The 19,412-nt window shown below is 42.0% G+C and carries 18 protein-coding genes and 2 tRNA genes; 10 read left to right on the top strand and 10 right to left on the bottom strand.

Going from position 1 to position 19,412, the window contains the following annotated elements; all coding sequences use genetic code 11:
- Positions 1-3: 3 nt before the first annotated feature.
- From pdxY to anmK, 4 genes are all read right to left on the bottom strand, one after another.
- Positions 4-867 (bottom strand): pyridoxal kinase PdxY, encoded by an 864-nt coding sequence (gene pdxY, locus VY86_RS18575; protein WP_046976049.1) that lies wholly within the window; start codon positions 865-867, stop codon positions 4-6.
- 179 nt (positions 868-1,046) lie between these two features.
- Positions 1,047-2,321, bottom strand: a complete 1,275-nt coding sequence (gene tyrS, locus VY86_RS18570) for a tyrosine--tRNA ligase (protein ID WP_046976048.1) — start codon at positions 2,319-2,321, stop codon at positions 1,047-1,049.
- Between the two features lie 119 nt (positions 2,322-2,440).
- Positions 2,441-3,094 carry a pyridoxamine 5'-phosphate oxidase gene (pdxH, locus tag VY86_RS18565; RefSeq protein WP_046976047.1) on the bottom strand — a complete coding sequence of 218 codons (654 nt, stop codon included), beginning with the start codon at positions 3,092-3,094 and terminating at the stop codon, positions 2,441-2,443.
- A 48-nt stretch (positions 3,095-3,142) separates the two neighbouring features.
- Positions 3,143-4,255: an anhydro-N-acetylmuramic acid kinase gene (gene anmK, locus VY86_RS18560; protein WP_046976970.1), complete on the bottom strand. Its 1,113-nt coding sequence runs from the start codon at positions 4,253-4,255 to the stop codon at positions 3,143-3,145.
- 345 nt (positions 4,256-4,600) lie between these two features.
- Between anmK and VY86_RS18555 the strand changes: the two genes are divergently transcribed.
- Positions 4,601-5,071: an outer membrane lipoprotein gene (locus VY86_RS18555; protein WP_023045584.1), complete on the top strand. Its 471-nt coding sequence runs from the start codon at positions 4,601-4,603 to the stop codon at positions 5,069-5,071.
- An 84-nt stretch (positions 5,072-5,155) separates the two neighbouring features.
- Here the strand turns inward: VY86_RS18555 and slyA are convergent, their stop codons facing one another.
- Entirely contained in the window at positions 5,156-5,587 is a 432-nt protein-coding gene (slyA, locus tag VY86_RS18550) for a transcriptional regulator SlyA (protein ID WP_046976046.1), read from the bottom strand.
- Between the two features lie 558 nt (positions 5,588-6,145).
- Positions 6,146-6,385, bottom strand: a complete 240-nt coding sequence (locus tag VY86_RS18545; RefSeq protein WP_023045585.1) for a DUF1289 domain-containing protein — start codon at positions 6,383-6,385, stop codon at positions 6,146-6,148.
- Between the two features lie 172 nt (positions 6,386-6,557).
- Between VY86_RS18545 and gloA the strand changes: the two genes are divergently transcribed.
- The gene (gloA, locus tag VY86_RS18540; protein ID WP_046976045.1) at positions 6,558-6,971 is read left to right on the top strand and encodes a lactoylglutathione lyase; all 414 of its coding nucleotides are present in this window, start codon (positions 6,558-6,560) and stop codon (positions 6,969-6,971) included.
- A complete protein-coding gene (gene rnt, locus VY86_RS18535) occupies positions 6,971-7,639 on the top strand; it encodes a ribonuclease T (RefSeq protein ID WP_046976044.1) in 669 nt (222 codons plus the stop codon). The genes gloA and rnt overlap by 1 nt, the downstream gene beginning before the upstream one ends.
- Positions 7,640-7,740: 101 nt before the next feature.
- Here rnt and VY86_RS18530 read toward each other — a convergent pair whose 3' ends face one another.
- Positions 7,741-8,088 (bottom strand): Grx4 family monothiol glutaredoxin, encoded by a 348-nt coding sequence (locus VY86_RS18530; protein ID WP_046976969.1) that lies wholly within the window; start codon positions 8,086-8,088, stop codon positions 7,741-7,743.
- A 483-nt stretch (positions 8,089-8,571) separates the two neighbouring features.
- Between VY86_RS18530 and purR the strand changes: the two genes are divergently transcribed.
- Positions 8,572-9,597, top strand: coding sequence for an HTH-type transcriptional repressor PurR (gene purR, locus VY86_RS18525; protein ID WP_046976043.1), 1,026 nt, complete (start codon positions 8,572-8,574; stop codon positions 9,595-9,597).
- Positions 9,598-9,603: 6 nt separating this feature from the next.
- Here the strand turns inward: purR and punR are convergent, their stop codons facing one another.
- Entirely contained in the window at positions 9,604-10,512 is a 909-nt protein-coding gene (punR, locus tag VY86_RS18520; protein WP_046976042.1) for a DNA-binding transcriptional activator PunR, read from the bottom strand.
- A gap of 148 nt (positions 10,513-10,660) precedes the next feature.
- On the opposite strand from punR, the gene punC reads away from it, so the two are divergent.
- Both punC and cfa read left to right on the top strand, forming a co-directional pair.
- On the top strand, positions 10,661-11,860 hold the full coding sequence (punC, locus tag VY86_RS18515; protein ID WP_046976041.1) for a purine nucleoside transporter PunC: 1,200 nt from the start codon (positions 10,661-10,663) through the stop codon (positions 11,858-11,860).
- Positions 11,861-12,157: 297 nt separating this feature from the next.
- A complete protein-coding gene (gene cfa / locus VY86_RS18510) occupies positions 12,158-13,309 on the top strand; it encodes a cyclopropane fatty acyl phospholipid synthase (protein WP_046976040.1) in 1,152 nt (383 codons plus the stop codon).
- A 52-nt stretch (positions 13,310-13,361) separates the two neighbouring features.
- Here cfa and VY86_RS18505 read toward each other — a convergent pair whose 3' ends face one another.
- Positions 13,362-14,339, bottom strand: a complete 978-nt coding sequence (locus VY86_RS18505; RefSeq protein WP_046976039.1) for a CgnE/CgnB domain-containing protein — start codon at positions 14,337-14,339, stop codon at positions 13,362-13,364.
- Positions 14,340-14,763: 424 nt separating this feature from the next.
- Positions 14,764-15,420, bottom strand: a complete 657-nt coding sequence (locus VY86_RS18495; RefSeq protein ID WP_046976038.1) for a riboflavin synthase — start codon at positions 15,418-15,420, stop codon at positions 14,764-14,766.
- A 224-nt stretch (positions 15,421-15,644) separates the two neighbouring features.
- Between VY86_RS18495 and VY86_RS18490 the strand changes: the two genes are divergently transcribed.
- The 4 genes from VY86_RS18490 (at position 15,645) to pykF (ending at position 19,199) form a co-directional block, all read left to right on the top strand.
- The gene (locus tag VY86_RS18490) at positions 15,645-17,018 is read left to right on the top strand and encodes an MATE family efflux transporter (protein ID WP_046976037.1); all 1,374 of its coding nucleotides are present in this window, start codon (positions 15,645-15,647) and stop codon (positions 17,016-17,018) included.
- 169 nt (positions 17,019-17,187) lie between these two features.
- Positions 17,188-17,264, top strand: a tRNA-Val gene (locus tag VY86_RS18485).
- Positions 17,265-17,296: 32 nt separating this feature from the next.
- Positions 17,297-17,373, top strand: a tRNA-Val gene (locus VY86_RS18480).
- A gap of 416 nt (positions 17,374-17,789) precedes the next feature.
- On the top strand, positions 17,790-19,199 hold the full coding sequence (pykF, locus tag VY86_RS18470) for a pyruvate kinase PykF (RefSeq protein ID WP_046976035.1): 1,410 nt from the start codon (positions 17,790-17,792) through the stop codon (positions 19,197-19,199).
- Positions 19,200-19,412: the final 213 nt, after the last annotated feature.

Below are 19,412 nucleotides of genomic sequence, written 5' to 3'. Positions count from 1 at the left end.
GTATTAATCTAATTGTGTCGCACGGAATTCATGGTCAGGTGTCACCATTCTGTCTTGAGCAGCTACAATCTGTAACTCATATTCGTCCATATCTTTGGTTGTTATCATAACTTCATAAACCGCAGCAGCGACATGTTCAAGAGCCGTTTGTAAAGACTCTCCTTTTAATAGATTAACTAATAGCAAACCGCTGGTTAAATCACCAACACCAACCGGCTGACGTTCGCCAAAATCCACTAAAAGCCGACTAACATGCCAACTATGCTCTTGAGTCACTAATAGCATTTCAAAACGATCAGCCCGGTAACCAGCACGACTAAGGTGTTTAACTAGTACAATGTCCGGCCCTCTTTCGCACAGAGATCGGGCAGCCGTAACCGCCTGTTCGACATTGGTCACTTTCTGCATACTGAGCGTTTCAAGCTCCAGCAAATTTGGTGCAATGATATCACTCACAGGGAGCGCCTTTTCACACAAAAATTCAGCAACCCCCGGCGCAACAATACAACCTTTTTCTGGATGTCCCATAACAGGATCACAGAAATACCAAGCATCAGGATTCGCCTCCTTTACCCGTTTCACAATATCGATAATATGATTACCCTGCTCTGGTGAACCGATATATCCACTCAGAACTGCACTACAAGATTTAAGCTGTTCAATTTCTTCAATGCCCTGAACGATTTCGGTGAGATGGTCAGCCGGCATAACACACCCTTTCCATTGAGCATATTGGGTGTGATTTGAAAACTGGACGGTGTTCAACGGCCAGACATTTACCCCCATCCGGCGCATAGGGAATTCCGCAGCGCTGTTACCAGCGTGCCCAAATACAACATGAGATTGAATCGAAAGGATATTTTTCACAATCGTGGCCTATATTTTTATTCTGGCTTCTGTTTGTAAGATAAAGTTAGGGTAAGAAAATGGGCAACATTACCGTTGCCCATTTATACCCTTCATCTTTCAAGTTGCTGCTTTGTTGGCTGCTTTCACTTGCCGCCGCGCTGCAACTTGAAATCTATTGGGTATATACGCAATATTGGTTACTTCCAGCAGATCAAGCAATCGTGTTTTTTGCCACGACGCAACAATGTGTAACGATCAAACAGACGATTACTGTCAGTAAACACATATTCAGGTTCAGGCTGCTTTTCACCATTAACCGCAACAGCATTGGAACTAATCATAGTCCGTGCTTGTCCACGGGAAGGGACTAACCCAGCATTAACCAGAGCCTGTTGCAAATCTGCGCCTTTTTCCAGCTCAATTACCGGCATACCATCCTGTGCCAGTTGAGCGAAATCCTCTTCGGTCAAATCAGCGACCGCACCGGAGAACAAACTTTCTGTAATACGTTTAGCGGCTGCCACCCCTTCTGCACCATGCACCATGCCGGTGACCTGTTCTGCCAACACGTACTGGGCACGAGGCGCTTTGCCACTATTTCTGTCTTCTTCTTCCAAAGCATCAATATCTTCAAGACTCATAAAGGTAAAGAATTTCAGGAAGCGATAGACATCGGCATCCGCAGTGTTAATCCAGAATTGATAGAATTTGTATGGGCTGGTTTTCTTCGGATCCAACCAAACAGCCCCACCTTCTGTCTTACCAAATTTAGTGCCATCAGATTTAGTAATCAGAGGAACAGTCATACCAAATACTTGCTTCTGGTTGATACGACGGGTTAAGTCAATACCAGAAGTAATATTCCCCCACTGGTCAGAACCACCAATCTGCAACTCAACACCATGCACTTCATTCAGGCGGGCAAAGTCATACGATTGCAGCAAGTTATAAGAAAACTCAGTGAAAGAAATACCCACATCATCACGGTTCAAACGCTGTTTAACCGCTTCTTTGTTAATCATCTGATTAACCGAGAAATGTTTGCCAATATCACGCAGGAACGTTAAAACATCCATGTTGCCAAACCAATCATAATTATTGGCTGTTTTAGCGCTGTTCTCACCACAATCAAAATCCAGGAAAGGTGAAACCTGCCGGCGGATTTTTTCTACCCACTCTTTAACGGTATCTTCAGTATTCAATTTACGCTCAGTGGCTTTGAAACTTGGATCACCAATCAAACCCGTAGCTCCACCGACCAACGCCACAGGTTTATGCCCGGCCAGTTGGAATCGTTTTAAACACAGCAAGGGAACCAGATGCCCCAAATGCAAGCTGTCAGCGGTCGGATCGAAACCACAATAGAGGGAAACAGGGCCTTGCGCCAGTCTCTCTACTAACGCATTTTCATCCGTAACCTGGGCAATGAGGCCCCGCTCTTGCAGTTGTTTTATCAGGTTATTGCTAGACATTAATGACTCCATCAGTTTGTTTATTTTGTCTGTTGTATAAATCGCGATTCAAAAAGAGTGCGGCATAGCATAAAGCGCCAATACTATAAGTGCCAGTATTAAAAGTGGTAATCCACGATTTATGGTGCAAGCCTGTCAACATGCCAGCTATCACCTTCCCGTTGATAAATAAACCGGTCATGGAGCCGGCTTGCACCACCTTGCCAAAACTCGACAGAATCAAAGGTCACTCTAAATCCACCCCAGAAGCTAGGTAAAGGAACCTCACCATTGAGGAATTTCTGTTTCAGCTCAAGGAATTTCCCTTCCAAAATACCGCGTGTGGAAATACGGGATGATTGTTGCGACACCCATGCCGCAATCTGGCTATCTTTGGGGCGACTATGGAAATATTTCACCACTTCAGCAGGAGAAAGACGTTCAGCTTTACCCAGAAAAGAAACCTGCCTTTCCAGTGGATGCCAAGGGAAATGAAGGCTGATTTTGTTATTCTGCACCAAATGTTTTGCTTTCCGGCTGCCTAAATTTGTATAAAAAACCAAACTATTGGCATCAAAATGCTTCAATAACACAATGCGTTGATACGGTTGGCCATGCTCATCAACCGTTGCGATACACATTGCTGTTGGATCATACAATTTGGCTTCACATGCCTGCTTGAGCCAACGCTCAAAAAGTTCGATGGGTTCTTTGGTCAAATCTTTACGTCTTAACCCGCCACGAACATATTCGCGGCGTAATTCTGCAACATCAAATTCATTACGTTCTGACATTATGTAGCCTTGCTTATGACTCATTAAATACCAGACAGCTTATCATTGTTATTCATTAGTAACAGGATAAATTGCACCTAAAATAGTTTCAGTACTGGCACCAGTCACAGAGGGTAAATTTCCTGAAGCCCCCGACATCGTACGGAATGCTAACCAAGCAAATGCCAGTGCTTCCATATCATCACCACTAAGACCATATTTATCTGTCGGACACACCTCCGTCCCCGGCAATAATGCCGAAAGTCGACTCATTATTTGTGGATTACGCGCACCACCACCACAAACCAGCAGACGTTCACATCCACCACTCAACATAATTTGCTGAGACACAGACACCGCCGTCAGTTCAGCCAATGTTGCCTGAACATCAACAAATGATACATCATGAAAATTAACCAATTGCGCCTCCAGCCAGCTCATATTGAAATACTCCCGGCCGGTGCTTTTAGGGGCTGGCCGTGAAAAATAGTGATCAGAGAGCATTTGTCTGAGTAAGCTGTTATTGACGACACCTTCCCGTGCCCATTGACCATCTTTATCATAAGGTTTTTTCTGATGGCGCCATACCCAGCTATCCATCAGCATATTACCCGGACCGGTGTCATACCCTTTGACTAACGATCCAGGTAACAGCGTCGTTATGTTGGCAATACCACCAATATTGAGAATTATCCTGCGTTCTGTTGGATGACCTAACACGGCAAAATGAAAAGCCGGAACTAATGGCGCACCCTGCCCACCATATGCCATATCCCGCCGGCGAAAATCACCAACCGTCGTTATCCTGGTTAAAGCCGCGATACGGTTATTATCGCCAAGCTGCATAGTGAAAGGCGTGTGACTGTCCGGCTCATGCCAAACGGTCTGCCCATGGCATCCCACAGCAATGATATCGCTTGTCGTTAACCCAGTTTTAGTGAGTAAACCTTGCACAGCTTCAGCGAATAAAGAACCCAGCTCATAATCTAACCGGCCTATCGCAGATAATGTTGTTTGTTGCCCCTGACAAACTGCGAGAACTTTTTGCTTCAGTTCATATGGAAACGGATGTGAATAACTGGCTTGTTGAGCAACAACTTTATCGCTGATCGCTGCAAGCACCACATCAACCCCATCCAGACTTGTACCCGACATAACACCAATATAACGACCTGATTTCATAACCATTAATTTGCCTTCCTGCTTAGAATCTACCTTGATAAAATCAGAAACCACGCCAATAACTATAAAGCGCGGTAGTTTTAGCTGTATATGGTTAATAGGAAAACAAAGGAATAAAACCTAAGTTTTGGAAACAACTTCACAAAAAATGCGGAATTTTTCATTAATAGCTATTCCTTTTAAAAATCTCTATTGACGTTTAATATGTGTTTAGCACTAGATTGCTAATGTACTGACTATTCTATCCGAATAAATTTTTTATTACTTGTTGCCAATGCCGGTTGTAGCCTGGTTGTCCATAAGCTATCAGATTTCCGCAATCAGGCATCAAAATCAGGAGTTATTATGTTTAAGCATTTTTTAGTTAGCGCGGTTGCCGTCGCATCATTATCAGGCTGTGTCAACACCGATTCCCTTTCTGGTGATACCTATACTGCCGGACAAGCTAAACAAGTCCAGACAGTCTCTTACGGTACGATTGTTTCCGTTCGTCCTGTCAATATTCAAGCAGGCAGCAATGAGAATGTATTAGGTGCTATCGGTGGCGCAGTTCTGGGTGGCCTGGTTGGTAATACTATTGGTGGTGGTAGTGGCAACACGTTGGCGACTGCCGCGGGTGCCGTTGCCGGTGGTGTTGCAGGCCAAAACATTCAGGGGGCACTCAACACAACTAAAGGTGTAGAATTGGAAATTCGTCGTGACAGCGGTGAAAGCATCATTGTTGTTCAAAAACAAGGTAAAACAGTCTTCAGTAAAGGCCAACGCGTCAGAATCGCAGGCCAGGGCAATAATCTGACGGTTTCACCTCGACAATAAAATATAGATAAGAAAACCGTGACTTCATCTTTGTAAGTCGCGGTCTTCTTTCATCCGGTTAGCATTTCATGGATATCGTAATTACTATCTACTCTGTAATTGGATAATATTTTGCTCTAGTTTCTGAACTAAAGTGGAAAGAAAAGCAAGTTCCTCGCGTGAAATACCTTCCAGAATCTCATTTCTTGTCGATTCAATAACACCATCTAACTCCCTAATAACCGATGCAGAATCTTCGGTCAGCTTGATTCTTTTTGCACGACGATCATTGGCACAAGTATGCCGGGTGATAAGTCTTTTTTCCTCAAGCTGATCTAATGTCCTGACTAAAGATGGTTGTTCGATACCGATAGCTTTCGCCAACTGTATCTGAGATTGCTCCTGGGGTAACCGGCTAATATTATATAACGTTACCCAATGAGTCTGAGTTAATTCCAACGGCTTTAAACGATAGTCAATTAAAGCACGCCAAATACGGACTAACCGTGCCAGATCTGATCCCAATGTAGATTCCAATTGTCCCTCCTTAAATAACTAGCCTACTAAACATAACAGCCAAATTTTTCTAAATCAGGCTAATTAGCCTTAAAAAAGTATATATAACTTCTGTGTAATCACAGTAAAATCTTAGTAACTAACTAATTCAGGTAACTATAACCAAGAACAACTAAACTTAAATTCAATTCAGAACAAAACAATTAACATACAATATTTTTAACACAAAAACTATCAGAACTATGAATACAAACAAATAGAAACCAATAAATATCATTCAATACTTTATTCCAAGTACTATAAGGATAGCTGTCATCTAAATGCTAAGCTATCTATTTTTACATTAATGTTGTTTTTATTTTACATTTGTCACACAATCAAACCAAAAATTCCATTAAAAACATAATGTTATAAAAAAATCAAAATAAAAACCTTTAACCTTCCAGTTAAGTAATAAATAAAAAAATAACAAACAAAACATCCTAAATTATAGTAGAACATTTATAACTTCGCCAAAAATATAACCCTATATAAGTAAATCATTGAATTGTTAACTCTAATAACTTCAAAATTTTCTAATTAAAATAGTGATGGCTGCTCAGGCAGTTCTTCATCTGTCTGATTTTGTGCTCTCACTGCACGTAAATATCTTTGCCGGCACAATCTCAATACTTCACGCTTTTGCCCATCTGACATTTTCATCCAATTAAATCTTTCTTCCCGGCTGCGATAACATCCCAAACAGAAACCCCGCTCATTAGCTTGACAAATTCCTCGACAAGGAGTGGGAATAGCAAAGAATTCTAGTTGCTCGACCATCACATCCCGTTTCCTATACAATTCATATACTATATTTAATTATAAACCCAGATGAGAATAAATTATAATTATGGATAAATTGAACTGTAACCGTAAGACACGTTATAGTTAGTGGTTTTTGTGCGGCCTGCCGCACAAAAATACTGGTAAAACCATTAAATGAGAGGTAATTATGCGCTTACTCCATACCATGATCCGCGTTGGTGATCTGCAACGCTCCATTGATTTTTATACTGAAGTATTAGGAATGCGCCTGCTGCGCGTCAGTGAGAATACAGAATATAAGTACTCACTCGCCTTCGTTGGCTACACAGATGAAAGCGAAGGGGCGGTGATCGAGTTAACTTATAACTGGGGAGTTGACCATTATGCAATGGGAGATGCCTTTGGTCATATTGCATTGGGTGTCGATGATGTCGCAGCCACTTGCGAATCTATTCGCAAAGCAGGTGGTAACATTACCCGTGAAGCCGGCCCGGTAAAAGGTGGAACAACCGTTATTGCTTTCGTTGAAGATCCAGATGGTTACAAAATTGAGCTTATTGAAAACAAAAATGCCAGCAACGCCCTGGGTAACTCAATCTGATGTCTGACAAAAAAGAGCCAAACGTCCTTAGTGGGCGTTTTCGAGGTTATTACCCTGTCGTTATTGATGTTGAAACTGGCGGCTTTAATGCCAAAACAGACGCGTTACTTGAAATTGCCGCCATCACACTGGAGATGGATGATCAAGGTTGGCTGGTGCCAAGCGAATCACTTCATTTCCATATTGAACCATTTGAAGGCGCAAATCTTGAACCAGCGGCCCTGGAGTTTACCGGCATCGATCCATCAAACCCGCTACGTGGAGCAGTAAGCGAGTATGAAGCTCTGCACGCTATTTTCAAAATGGTTCGTAAAGGGATAAAAAATAGTCATTGCAGTCGGGCCATTATCGTTGCGCACAATGCTAACTTTGATCATAGCTTTGTTATGGCTGCCGCAGAACGCGCCAGACTGAAACGGAATCCATTTCATCCATTTGCGACTTTTGATACGGCTGCTTTAGGTGGCCTGGTATTAGGACAAACGATTTTAGCAAAAGCCTGCGCCACAGCCGGGATCCCATTCGACAATAATCAGGCTCACAGCGCCTTATATGATACTGAGCGTACCGCTGAATTATTCTGTGAAATGGTTAATCGCTGGAAACAACTTGGCGGCTGGCCCTTAGCGACAACAGAAGAAGAAAAAACCGGACAGACTTATAGCTAACTATAAGATTAATATAATCAAATTGAAATTTAAGCAATAACAAAACCCCCATATATCAACATATGGGGAGATAACATAATAGCCTGTCGCTAATTTAAAAATTATTCTGTCGCGTTTTCATCCTGAGAGCGATATTTATCAGCGGTTTCTTTAATTAATGTTTGTAGCTCGCCACGTTGATACATTTCAATAATAATATCGCATCCACCTATCAACTCACCCTCGACCCAAAGCTGAGGAAAAGTTGGCCAATTAGCATATTTTGGCAATTCTGCACGAATATCTGGATTTTGCAAAATATCTACATAAGCAAAACGTTCCCCACATGCAGATAAAGCCTGAACAGCCTGGGCGGAAAATCCACAATTTGGTAATTTAGGAGAGCCTTTCATATACAGCAGAATCGGGTTCTCTTTAATTTGGCGCTCAATCTTCTCAATAGTCGTCATTTTTATTTCCTTTAAACCAACAGTATGTTGATAACCAACATCGTCACAATATTGGCGGAGAATACCATTTTCTCTCACCAATATGCATCCTGATATTTTCTTATTCAGGCACGGATGGCCTTTATCAGGCAAAGATCAAGCAAACAGCAGCAAAAATGGCAATCATCACCAACGTGCTCACCGCAGTAAATAAGCCAAGCTTCAAATCGGTATTCATCGATCCCCCTAAGAATAGAAGTCTATAACCACAAATACCATTCAGTTAACATGGTTAATTATCCTTACATTAAGGAAAAAACATAAAATAGCGATCACCTGTATTTTATAACATTGATTATTGCTTTCACTTTTGAGCCAGATCAGACAAAATTCAGGATTTATCGCTAATTTATTGCCAGCAGACACCCTAATGTATAAAGATACTGGCAAACAATTAACAAAGAGTTTTAAATTTAGACCAAAAGGTCAGGAGTCTTTCATCTCATGGCAACGATCAAAGATGTGGCTAAACACGCTGGCGTTTCAACCACTACCGTATCCCATGTTATTAACAAAACCCGTTTCGTCGCCGAAGATACCAAGGCCGCCGTTTGGGCTGCTATCAAAGAACTGAGTTATTCACCCAGCGCCGTTGCTCGCAGTCTGAAAGTTAACCATACAAAATCGATCGGATTACTGGCAACGTCCAGCGAAGCCCCCTATTTTGCGGAAGTCATTGAAGCCGTTGAAAACAGTTGCTATAGCAAAGGCTATACGCTGATTTTGTGTAACTCACACAATAATATTGATAAACAGAAAGCCTATCTGGCCATGCTGGCACAAAAACGGGTGGATGGGTTGCTGGTGATGTGTTCAGAATACCCGGAACAGCTATTGGGAATGTTGGAAGATTATCACAACATCCCAATGGTCGTCATGGATTGGGGGCAAGCCAGAAGTGATTTCACTGATACGATTATTGATAACGCATTCCACGGCGGTTATCTGGCTGGTCGTTACCTTATTGAACGTGGTCATCGTGATATTGGCGCGATCCCTGGTCCCCTGGCACGAAATACCGGTGGTGGCCGTCATCAGGGGTTCTTGAAAGCATTAAAAGAAGCCAGTATTCCAATCAGAGAAGAATGGATTGTTCAGGGGGATTTTGAACCAGAATCAGGCTATAAAGCCATGCATCAAATTCTGAATCAAAAACAGCGCCCAACCGCGGTTTTCTGTGGTGGCGATGTGATGGCAATGGGGGCCATTTGTGCTGCTGATGAATTAGGATTACGCGTCCCACAGGATATTTCTGTAATCGGTTACGATAATATACGCAACGCCCGTTATCTCTCTCCAGCATTGACAACTATCCATCAGCCAAAAGAGCGTCTGGGGCAAATGGCATTTTCTATGTTACTGGACAGAATAGTCAGTAAACGTGAAGATGCACAAACTATTGAAGTACATCCACGTTTGGTTGAACGGCGTTCTGTCGCAGATGGCCCATTTATCGACTATCGCCGCTAATCCTCTCTATTCATCCTGAAGCCATTCAGCATTAAGAGTTTCACTATCGCCAAGATAGCCAAGAAGCCAACTTAATGCCGGAGAATGGCTATTTTGCACCCATGTCAAACAACATGGGCTATCTGGCAAAGGCTGCTCTAATTCCAATGCTTCCAGTTTCTTCTGCCGGATCAGCGGCATTGCCCTATGCTTAGGTACCATTCCCACACATAAACCCTCATTCAGACAAGCCAGACCAGACTCCCAATCAGGGACCACCAGCCTGCGCTGATTATCCAAAGTCCAGGTATCACGCTTCGGTAAATTGCGGGATGTATCCTCAAGACACAAACTAGGATAAGGTCGCATTTGATCATCAGACAATGGGCCGTTCAACTGAGTCAAAGTATGACCGGTGCTGACGACACACAACCAAGGCATAAATCCCATATCCCGGAAACTGTACCTTTCCCCTACCGGCGCTACCCGGGTGGCGCCAATTGCAACATCAACCCGGCCATCCACCAGTGCGTCCCATACACCATTGAATACCTCCTGATGAATAAACAGCTCTATATCAGGAAAATGGTGATAAAAATCAAGAATAAGCTGACGACTGCGTTCTGGTTTAACAACCCGGTCAATCGCAATACTGAGCTGCCCTCTCCAGCCATTTGCAACCTGTTGGCACTGATGACGCGTGTCAATCATTTTTTTGATAACAGCGCGAGCCTCTTTGATAAAAATAGTGCCTGATTCAGTTAATTCCACATCCCGATGACGACGTTCAAACAACGGGACGGCAAGCCACTCTTCCAGCTGCCTTACGGTATAACTGATCGCAGAAGGGACACGGTGAAGTTCCGTTGCAGCAGCACTAAAACTTCCCGTTCTGGCAACAGCATCCACAACTTCAAGTGAATATTCTGACCACATAATTTTACCTTTCAATTTTTTTCATAGCATTATCCAAATATTACCGTTTCACAAGCAAAAATCACGGCATATAGAATATGTACAAATATTCTTATCTACCTATTCACAGCAAGTTATTTCAATCATGATATCCAAAGAGAGTAATCAAATGAAAAACTCAAGTCAGTTCATGTTCTACCTTGCAGGCTTGAGTATGCTGGGTTACCTGGCTATTGATATGTATCTACCGGCATTCGGCCCTATGCAACAAGAATTGGGCACATCGGCGGGAGCAATCAGTGCCAGCCTGAGCATCTTTCTTGCAGGTTTTGCCTTTGCTCAACTTTTGTGGGGGCCTCTTTCAGATCGCTTTGGAAGAAAGCCTATTATCATCACCGGGTTATCAATGTTTTCTGTTGGCTGTCTGGGTATGCTTTGGATAACAGACGCCACGCAACTTTTAGTTTTGCGTTTTATCCAAGCCATAGGTGTTTGTTCAGCCGCAGTTTCATGGCAAGCATTAGTTATTGATCGTTATGATGCCAACCATACCAAACGTGTTTTTGCCACGATCATGCCCCTGGTCGCACTTTCCCCCGCCCTGGCGCCTTTGATGGGAGCCTGGCTGTTACAACATGGCGGCTGGCGCATCATTTTCCTGGTATTACTGGCAGTTACATTATTACTGCTGTTGCCTACTCTATTTCTGCAAGAAAACCGCAAAAAAAAGAGTGAGACTGAAACGCAGAAAAGCCATGTATCTTTCTTTACGTTACTAAAATCGCCGGTGTTCAGTGGCAACGTCCTGATATTTGCATCATGCAGCGCTGGTTTTTTCGCCTGGCTAACAGGTTCACCTTTTATTCTCGGTAATATGGGCTATAGCCCAAACGACATCGGTCTGAGTTACGTGCCACAAACATTAGCCTTTATGGCCGGTGGTTATGGGTGCCGCAGTATCTTGACCAGAATAAGAAGTGAAGTTGTTTTCCCTTATCTGTTGGTTGGCTATGCTGTCAGCATGATTGTGCTGTATTTAATCGCAAAATTCAGCGAACCAACTATGTTCACGATTCTGGTCCCTTTCTGTTTTATGGCCGCTATGAATGGTGCTTCATATCCAATTGCAGTCGCTAATGCTTTATCTGCTTACCCACAAGACAGTGGAAAAGCCGCCGCATTGCAAAACACGCTCCAATTAGGGCTCTGTTTTATTGCCAGCCTGATTGTTTCAGCATTGATTAACAATCCGCTTATATCGACAACCACTGTCATGGCTTCTACCGTTATTCTGATGGCATTAGGATATTTTATACAGCGGAAAAAAAAAGCTGATCGCTGTATTCAAGCTATTGAAAAACATTCCTGATATTAATCAAATCGTTACTTCAATAAAGACTGTTAATTATCAATTAATTACAGTCTTTATTTATTAATTGATGAAACAACTTTCCGCTTTTATACTCATACAAGTTCCTTATTCTAAATAACCTGAATTTGAGGTTTTCAGGAGCAATGATGGCCCCGATTAAGTTTATGGATTAGTCATTTTTAGGGTTTCTCACTTTAATTCTTTGCTACTTTTTGCATTTTGCTCCCTCGCATTCTGCTTTGTTAGCTAAAACGAACCCCCTCAATATTCCATTACCCTAACCCTGGAGAGTATATGAGTTCATCGCACATTGAAAACCAAAAAACCGTCACTAATTTCTGGCAGCGAATTGCCAATGAAATGCTACAAGAAGCAGGGGTTCAGATTAATGGTCACAATCCCTATGATATCCAGGTAAAAAAACCTGATTTCTATAAAAGAGTTTTACAACAGGGTTCAATGGGATTAGGTGAAAGTTATATGGATGGCTGGTGGGATTGTGAGCGGTTAGATATTTTCTTTTATCGTGTTTTACGTGCTGGATTAGAAAATAAAATTCCCAGTAATTTCAAAGATACACTGAAAATTGCAATAACCCGCTTACGTAATTTACAAACCCCAAAACGATCATGGATTGTCGGTCATAAACATTATGGTTTAGGCAATGATCTTTTTACCCGCATGCTTGACCCTTATATGCAATATTCCTGCGGATATTGGAAACAAGCAGAAACATTAGAACAGGCTCAACTTGATAAATTGAAGCTCATCTGCGAGAAATTAGAACTCTCTCCAGGTATGACTCTGCTGGATATTGGGTGTGGTTGGGGTGGGCTATCGATTTATGCTGCAAAAAACTATGGTGTTTCCGTAACCGGAGTAACCGTTTCGGCTGAACAACAGAAATACGCACAGAAACAATGTACAGATCTGGACGTAAACATTATTCTGAAAGACTATCGGGATTTACATCAGCAATTTGACAGAATTGTTTCTGTTGGCATGTTTGAACACGTCGGGCCTAAAAATTATTTGACCTACTTCGACGTTGTTCAAAGAAACCTGAAACCTGATGGTTTATTCCTGCTACACACCATCGGCTCCAACAAAAGCAAAGTCAGCGCTGATCCATGGATAAGCAAATATATTTTTCCCAATGGCTGCGTGCCTTCTATTGAGCAAATAGCACACACCAGCAAAAGCCGTTTTGTTATGGAAGATTGGCATAATTTTGGTGCAGATTATGATCGCACACTGATGGCCTGGCATGAAAGATTTATTGCCCGTTGGCCGGAGATACAAGATAACTATAGTCCAACATTTAAACGCATGTTTAGCTATTACCTGAATGCCAGTGCAGGTGCATTTCGTGCCCGCGATATTCAATTATGGCAAATCATGTTCAGCCCAAAAGGTATTGAAGGCGGGTTACGGGTAGCCCGGTAATTAACCAAAAGCTACAGTAGGTTCCCACTGTAGCTTATAAATGTATTTTTCACTAACGAAAAGAACCAACATAGCCATTATCAAAAAAGGTCGTTTGATCAAATGCTATTTTCCCATCAGAAAATATCAAATCTAAATGATGGCTTCCCTTTACACCGCCTCCCAAGCCAAGATGTAAACCAGGATGACGTTCTTCAAAACCCGCATTTCTACCGTAAAGTGCTTTCACTCCCGTATTGGTGCCAATACCAAATTCTTCAACAATTCGATTTCCGTGATTATGGTTTAGATATAAATTAAAATCTCTGTTAAATTCCACATTGTCACAATCAAACCCAATGATTTCACCCTCTTTTATATTTATCGTCATCATATCATTGACAACTCCATATTTTATGGCAAATGGTGCAGTACTCAAAAAGGTGCCACTAAAACTAACACTACCGTTAAGGTTCTTTATATGACTCGCAATTTCCCCAGGAATAACATCAAGATTTCCATTACCATCAATGGATGTCCACTGATGGTCTTTATCCAAATAACCTACAATTGAGTTTCCTTGATTATCTGTATATTGAATCTTCTGTGATCGACTTGATAGTTCAATCAATTTTTTGTTTCTTTCTGTTATTAATGTTTGTGGTTCGCTGAATGCCTCAATAAAATGAGGGCCATAATCTTTAAACAGTACTGATTTCTTCCACGATTCAGTAATAAATTTTCTTATTTTGATTAAATATTCTGGCCCTTGTGGAGATGCGTTCTTTAATGTTGATGATGCGTAAAGAAAGATAAATAAATCGCAATCGGATATTTTTTGTTTTATATCGTCTGCTGATGTTTCTTCTAAAAAAGCGAAATCAGATTTTACATTAAAATTCTTTTTGTACCCATGTATTTTTTGGGCAATATCGCTATGCTCAGTATCAGATCCAATAAATATCTTTATACATTCACCATGTCTTACTTTATCCGAAATTGCAGGGTGATATGATAAACAACGATACATATTTTCAAAACTTTTATCCATGAGAGCAATCCTATTTATTTTTAAGTAAGGGGAAGCCCCCTTACTTCAATTATAGAGAACCGCTAAGGGTTCTATTATAGGGAACCATTAAGGCCAAAGTGCTGTACCGAAAGGTACAACAGCTTGTGCATTCATCATTTCAACAGCATCATCATGTGTAGGTTCTTCAAGCCATTCATCTAACTCAATCGCATTTTCCATAAGGTAGTCTCAAAAATATAGTTGTAAGGTTAACCTGCACTTTACGAGAAAGCGCATTAACATAATAGTAACAATACAAACTATATTAAGTAACATAATACACAAAATACTGCGATGTAAATCACAAAAGGCTCATTAACAGGCTCAACGAGCCTTGTTGGTATACTGGTTAATTTTGTTCAGAAGCGACAAGAAAGTCCTCCTATCGCTTCTTATTTATTGATTATTCGCCAATAACAGTGGCTGGAGGCTGAAAGATAACCTGTTCCCGCTCTTTCTGAGCAAGAACGCGCTCCACTGTATCGACAAGCGCCTGAGTCTGTGAATCAATCTCAATATTCACTTTATGGCCAAGACGTTTTTTGCCTAATGTTGTACGCTCCAGCGTTTCAGGAATAAGGTGGACACAAAAACGATTATTCACGACATCACCAATCGTCAGGCTAATCCCATCAATGCCGATAAATCCTTTATGCAGGATATATTTCATCAATTGCTTATTGTGGATCCGCAACCATATTTGATGATTATTTTCTGAAGTGAAAATTTTAGCTATCTCAGCAACAGTGATAATATGGCCGGACATCAAATGCCCACCAATTTCATCACCAAATTTAGCGGCCCGCTCCAGATTTACATAATCCCCTACCTGTAAATCACCAAGATTGGTCAGGCGTAAAGTTTCTTTCATTAAATCGAAACTGATTTCATCGCCTTCTATTTTGGTTACTGTCAGACAACAACCGTTATTAGCAACCGATGCTCCTGTTTCAATGCCTCGCAATAATTCAACCGGGAATTTAACGACATGAGTCCGAAAGTTGCTTTTTTCATCAATAGCAACTAATGGTGCTTTTCCCTGCACGATACCAGTGAACATAGGAGAACCTCTTAATGACCATGTAAAATTATTAGTTAGTTTATATCAAGTTGCCACTTATAAATACTACCTGAGCACTTGAATATAAACTCAGCATTATTGTTGGCTAATATAGTATTAAACAGATACAATGCCTCAGTTAGTAAACGGTTGATTTTTCAAAAATCGTTTCTTATATGCAGGAATTTTTCTTAATATTTTTTACTTTCAAAAAGGTGTAATACGTGCAGAAGTATTTAAAAGAAGCGCGTAGTCTGCTCGCTCTGGGGATCCCCGTCATCATTGCCCAATTCTCACAAACTGCAATGGGGGTTGTGGATACAGTTATGGCAGGTAGCGTCAGTGCAACAGAAATGTCCGCGGTTGCTGTTGGTACCTCTATCTGGTTGCCAGTGATCTTATTTGGTTACGGCTTATTGTTAGCTTTGACACCCACTATTGCGCAAATGAATGGTTCTGGTCGCAGAAACCTGATTGCCAGTCAAACCCAGCAAGGATTCTGGTTAGCCACTTTCCTCTCAATCATAATTATTGTTATTCTATACAACAGCAAATTTCTTATTGACAGGCAACACAATATAGACCCGCTTTTGGCAGAAAAAGCGGTTGGATTTATCCACGCAATAATGTGGGGTGCACCGGGCTATCTGTTTTATCAGGTGCTCCGTAATCAATGCGAAGGTTTATCAAAAACCAAGCCAGGAATGATCATTGGTTTTTTAGGATTATTACTTAACATTCCGATTAACTATGTACTCATTTACGGTAAATTCGGCGCTCCCGCTCTGGGTGGTGTTGGCTGTGGTGTCGCTACCGCCAGCGTTTACTGGGCTATGTTCCTGTCAATGCGCTGGTATGTGAAACATTCGTCATCACAAAAGGATATCCGCCCTAAACATCGTTTTGTGGCGCCAGAATGGCATACCTTGAAACGCATCTCAGCCCTTGGCTTGCCTATTGCTATGGCGGTATTTTTTGAAATTACACTGTTTGCAATAGTGGCATTATTGATTACCCCTTTAGGCGTTACCGCAGTTGCCGGGCACCAAATAGCACTGAATTTCAGTTCATTGATGTTTATGTTCCCAATATCTTTAGCTGTGGCAACCACAATCCGCATTGGCTACAACCTGGGGCAAAAATCTACCGAAAATGCCCGGATATCAGCTTATACCGGTATTGTCGTCGGTTTGATATTTGCCTCCTTAACCGCGGCTTTTACTGTCATTCTACGAAAGCAGATTGCCCTGATGTATAACGACAATCCTGAAGTTATCATCATAGCGTCAAATTTGATGCTGTTTGCCGCTTTTTACCAACTGTCTGATGCCATACAGGTTGTGGGCTCCGGTGTCTTACGTGGCTATAAAGATACGCGCTCTATCTTCTATATCACTTTCATTGCCTACTGGATTCTGGGACTGCCAAGTGGTTACATTCTGGGATTAACCGACTATGTTGTACCCGCTATGGGGCCACAAGGGTTCTGGATTGGCTTTATTATTGGCCTGACCGCATCAGCAGTGATGATATCCTCCCGTATTTTGTGGACACAAAAACAATCAGACGAGGCAGTTCTGCGGCGCTCAAGCCACTGATTTACTTTCCCTAAAACCGAGGACGAATACTTAGCTGGTGGAATAAACGACAAATTCGCTGTAACAGATGCAAATACGAACAGTTGAACAACAATTTATATTATTCCCTTGCCAGAAGGCTAACTCGCCGCTAATATTCGTCCCCGTTGTCACCAATGCAATTTAGATTGCGTCCGTAGCTCAGTTGGTTAGAGCACCACCTTGACATGGTGGGGGTCGGTGGTTCGAGTCCACTCGGACGCACCAGATTGTTTGGTTGATAGCGTTCTCTCTTTAGTGCGTCCGTAGCTCAGTTGGTTAGAGCACCACCTTGACATGGTGGGGGTCGGTGGTTCGAGTCCACTCGGACGCACCAAATCGCTAAAATCATCCTCCTGTTCTGAAATAGCCAATCAATTTCTCATAAGAAAATTAAGCTGTAGATTACAATCCCTGCTGTTATTTGCGTTATTTCGTCGTCCTAACGTTATAATTAATTCACATATTCATTTTTTGATTCATTTCACAGAAATAAATCTCTATAATACGGCCCAATTTATAGTTGAATGGTTTCAGCACATTAATTTGCTGAATGCTGAAAAATTACAGATTGATAGTATGCATAAGCTCACATAATTACATATGCCTGATTTCACATAAAAAACACTGCATGTCTTCCCCGTCACCTGTCCTTAATGATGTTGCGCAACATTCAGCACCCTATGGTATCTGCGCAAACCATAAAGTGGGTGGTTCACTATTTTATCCATTAAAACCTGTAGATAAGTTGTCATGAAAAAAACCAAAATTGTTTGTACTATCGGACCAAAAACAGAATCCGAAGAAAAACTGACCGAACTGTTGGATGCAGGCATGAATGTTATGCGCCTCAACTTTTCGCATGGAGACTATGAAGAGCACGGCCAGCGTATTCAAAATATCCGTTCAGTTATGACTAAGACAGGTAAACAAGCAGCTATTCTGCTGGATACTAAAGGCCCTGAAATTCGAACCATGAAGCTGGAAGGTGGCAATGATGTATCCCTGACTGCTGGTCAGACTTTCACTTTTACCACCGACACAACCGTTATCGGTAATAAAGACCGCGTTGCTGTAACTTACAGTGGTTTCCCTGCGGATCTGGTGCCAGGTAACACCGTTCTGGTTGATGACGGCTTGATCGGTATGAAAGTTAAAGAAGTCACTCAGTCAGAAGTCATTTGTCAGGTTTTGAACAACGGTGATTTAGGTGAAAATAAAGGTGTTAACCTGCCAGGTATATCTATCAGCCTGCCTGCCCTGGCAGAAAAAGATAAACAAGATTTGGTCTTTGGTTGCCAACAAGGTGTTGATTTCGTCGCCGCTTCTTTCATCCGTAAACGCTCTGACGTTCTGGAAATCCGCGAACATTTGAAAGCGCACGGTGGTGAAAATATTCAAATTATCTCTAAGATTGAAAATCAGGAAGGTCTGAACAACTTTGATGAGATACTGGAAGCTTCTGACGGGATCATGGTTGCCCGCGGTGACCTCGGTGTTGAAATCCCGGTAGAAGAAGTTATCTTCGCCCAGAAGATGATGATCCAAAAATGTAACATGGCCCGCAAAGTTGTTATCACTGCAACTCAAATGCTCGATTCCATGATCAAAAACCCACGCCCTACCCGTGCCGAAGCCGGTGACGTAGCTAACGCCATTTTGGATGGTACTGATGCAGTTATGCTTTCCGGTGAAAGTGCAAAAGGCAAATATCCGGTAGAAGCCGTAACTATCATGGCAACAATTTGTGAGCGCACAGATCGTGTCATGCCAAGCCGCATTGAAGCTGTCAATTGCCGTAAATTACGCGTGACCGAAGCGGTATGCCGTGGTGCCGTTGAAACAGCCGAAAAGCTGGAAGCCCCTCTGATTGTAGTCGCAACCTATGGTGGTAAATCTGCTAAATCTATCCGTAAATACTTCCCTGGTGCACCTATTCTGGCATTGACCACCAATGAAGTGACTGCACGCCAATTGCTATTAGTTAAAGGTGTTTCCACTCAAATCGTTAAAGAAATCGCATCTACCGACGATTTCTATCGCATCGGTAAAGAAGCAGCACTGGTCAGTGGGCTGGCGAAGAAAGGCGAAATCGTGGTTATGGTATCTGGTGCTCTGGTGCCAAGTGGTACAACCAATACATCATCTGTCCACGTTCTTTAATTTGATATGTAGATTTATCTCTGAAACACCGCAAACATGGTGGTGTTTCAGGGCATTATATTCAGGATCCTATGATACAGGCGGTTCTCTCAACTCGGAGAACAACAATTTATACAGCTTCATGTCGCACAGAGGTTTGAGGTCCAATGGTGTGAAAACCTACGCTAATGGCATAACACTATGTTTTTACCCTATTTTTACAAGAGCACTTTC

The organism is Photorhabdus thracensis, assembly GCF_001010285.1.
In the GTDB taxonomy this organism is placed as follows: Bacteria; Pseudomonadota; Gammaproteobacteria; order Enterobacterales; family Enterobacteriaceae; genus Photorhabdus; species Photorhabdus temperata.
This window is presented reverse-complemented; position numbering and strand designations above follow the sequence as displayed.

Excerpts from the sequence above, each read along its gene's own strand:
- pykF (WP_046976035.1), top strand. The coding sequence starts at position 17,790 with ATGAAAAAAACCAAAATTGTTTGTACTATCGGACCAAAAACAGAATCC.
- purR (WP_046976043.1), top strand. The coding sequence starts at position 8,572 with ATGGCAACGATCAAAGATGTGGCTAAACACGCTGGCGTTTCAACCACT.
- cfa (WP_046976040.1), top strand. The coding sequence starts at position 12,158 with ATGAGTTCATCGCACATTGAAAACCAAAAAACCGTCACTAATTTCTGG.
- rnt (WP_046976044.1), top strand. The coding sequence starts at position 6,971 with ATGTCTGACAAAAAAGAGCCAAACGTCCTTAGTGGGCGTTTTCGAGGT.
- punR (WP_046976042.1), bottom strand. The coding sequence starts at position 10,512 with ATGTGGTCAGAATATTCACTTGAAGTTGTGGATGCTGTTGCCAGAACG.
- gloA (WP_046976045.1), top strand. The coding sequence starts at position 6,558 with ATGCGCTTACTCCATACCATGATCCGCGTTGGTGATCTGCAACGCTCC.
- punC (WP_046976041.1), top strand. The coding sequence starts at position 10,661 with ATGAAAAACTCAAGTCAGTTCATGTTCTACCTTGCAGGCTTGAGTATG.
- VY86_RS18530 (WP_046976969.1), bottom strand. The coding sequence starts at position 8,088 with ATGACGACTATTGAGAAGATTGAGCGCCAAATTAAAGAGAACCCGATT.
- pdxH (WP_046976047.1), bottom strand. The coding sequence starts at position 3,094 with ATGTCAGAACGTAATGAATTTGATGTTGCAGAATTACGCCGCGAATAT.
- VY86_RS18555 (WP_023045584.1), top strand. The coding sequence starts at position 4,601 with ATGTTTAAGCATTTTTTAGTTAGCGCGGTTGCCGTCGCATCATTATCA.
- VY86_RS18545 (WP_023045585.1), bottom strand. The coding sequence starts at position 6,385 with ATGGTCGAGCAACTAGAATTCTTTGCTATTCCCACTCCTTGTCGAGGA.
- VY86_RS18505 (WP_046976039.1), bottom strand. The coding sequence starts at position 14,339 with ATGGATAAAAGTTTTGAAAATATGTATCGTTGTTTATCATATCACCCT.
- anmK (WP_046976970.1), bottom strand. The coding sequence starts at position 4,255 with ATGAAATCAGGTCGTTATATTGGTGTTATGTCGGGTACAAGTCTGGAT.
- VY86_RS18495 (WP_046976038.1), bottom strand. The coding sequence starts at position 15,420 with ATGTTCACTGGTATCGTGCAGGGAAAAGCACCATTAGTTGCTATTGAT.
- tyrS (WP_046976048.1), bottom strand. The coding sequence starts at position 2,321 with ATGTCTAGCAATAACCTGATAAAACAACTGCAAGAGCGGGGCCTCATT.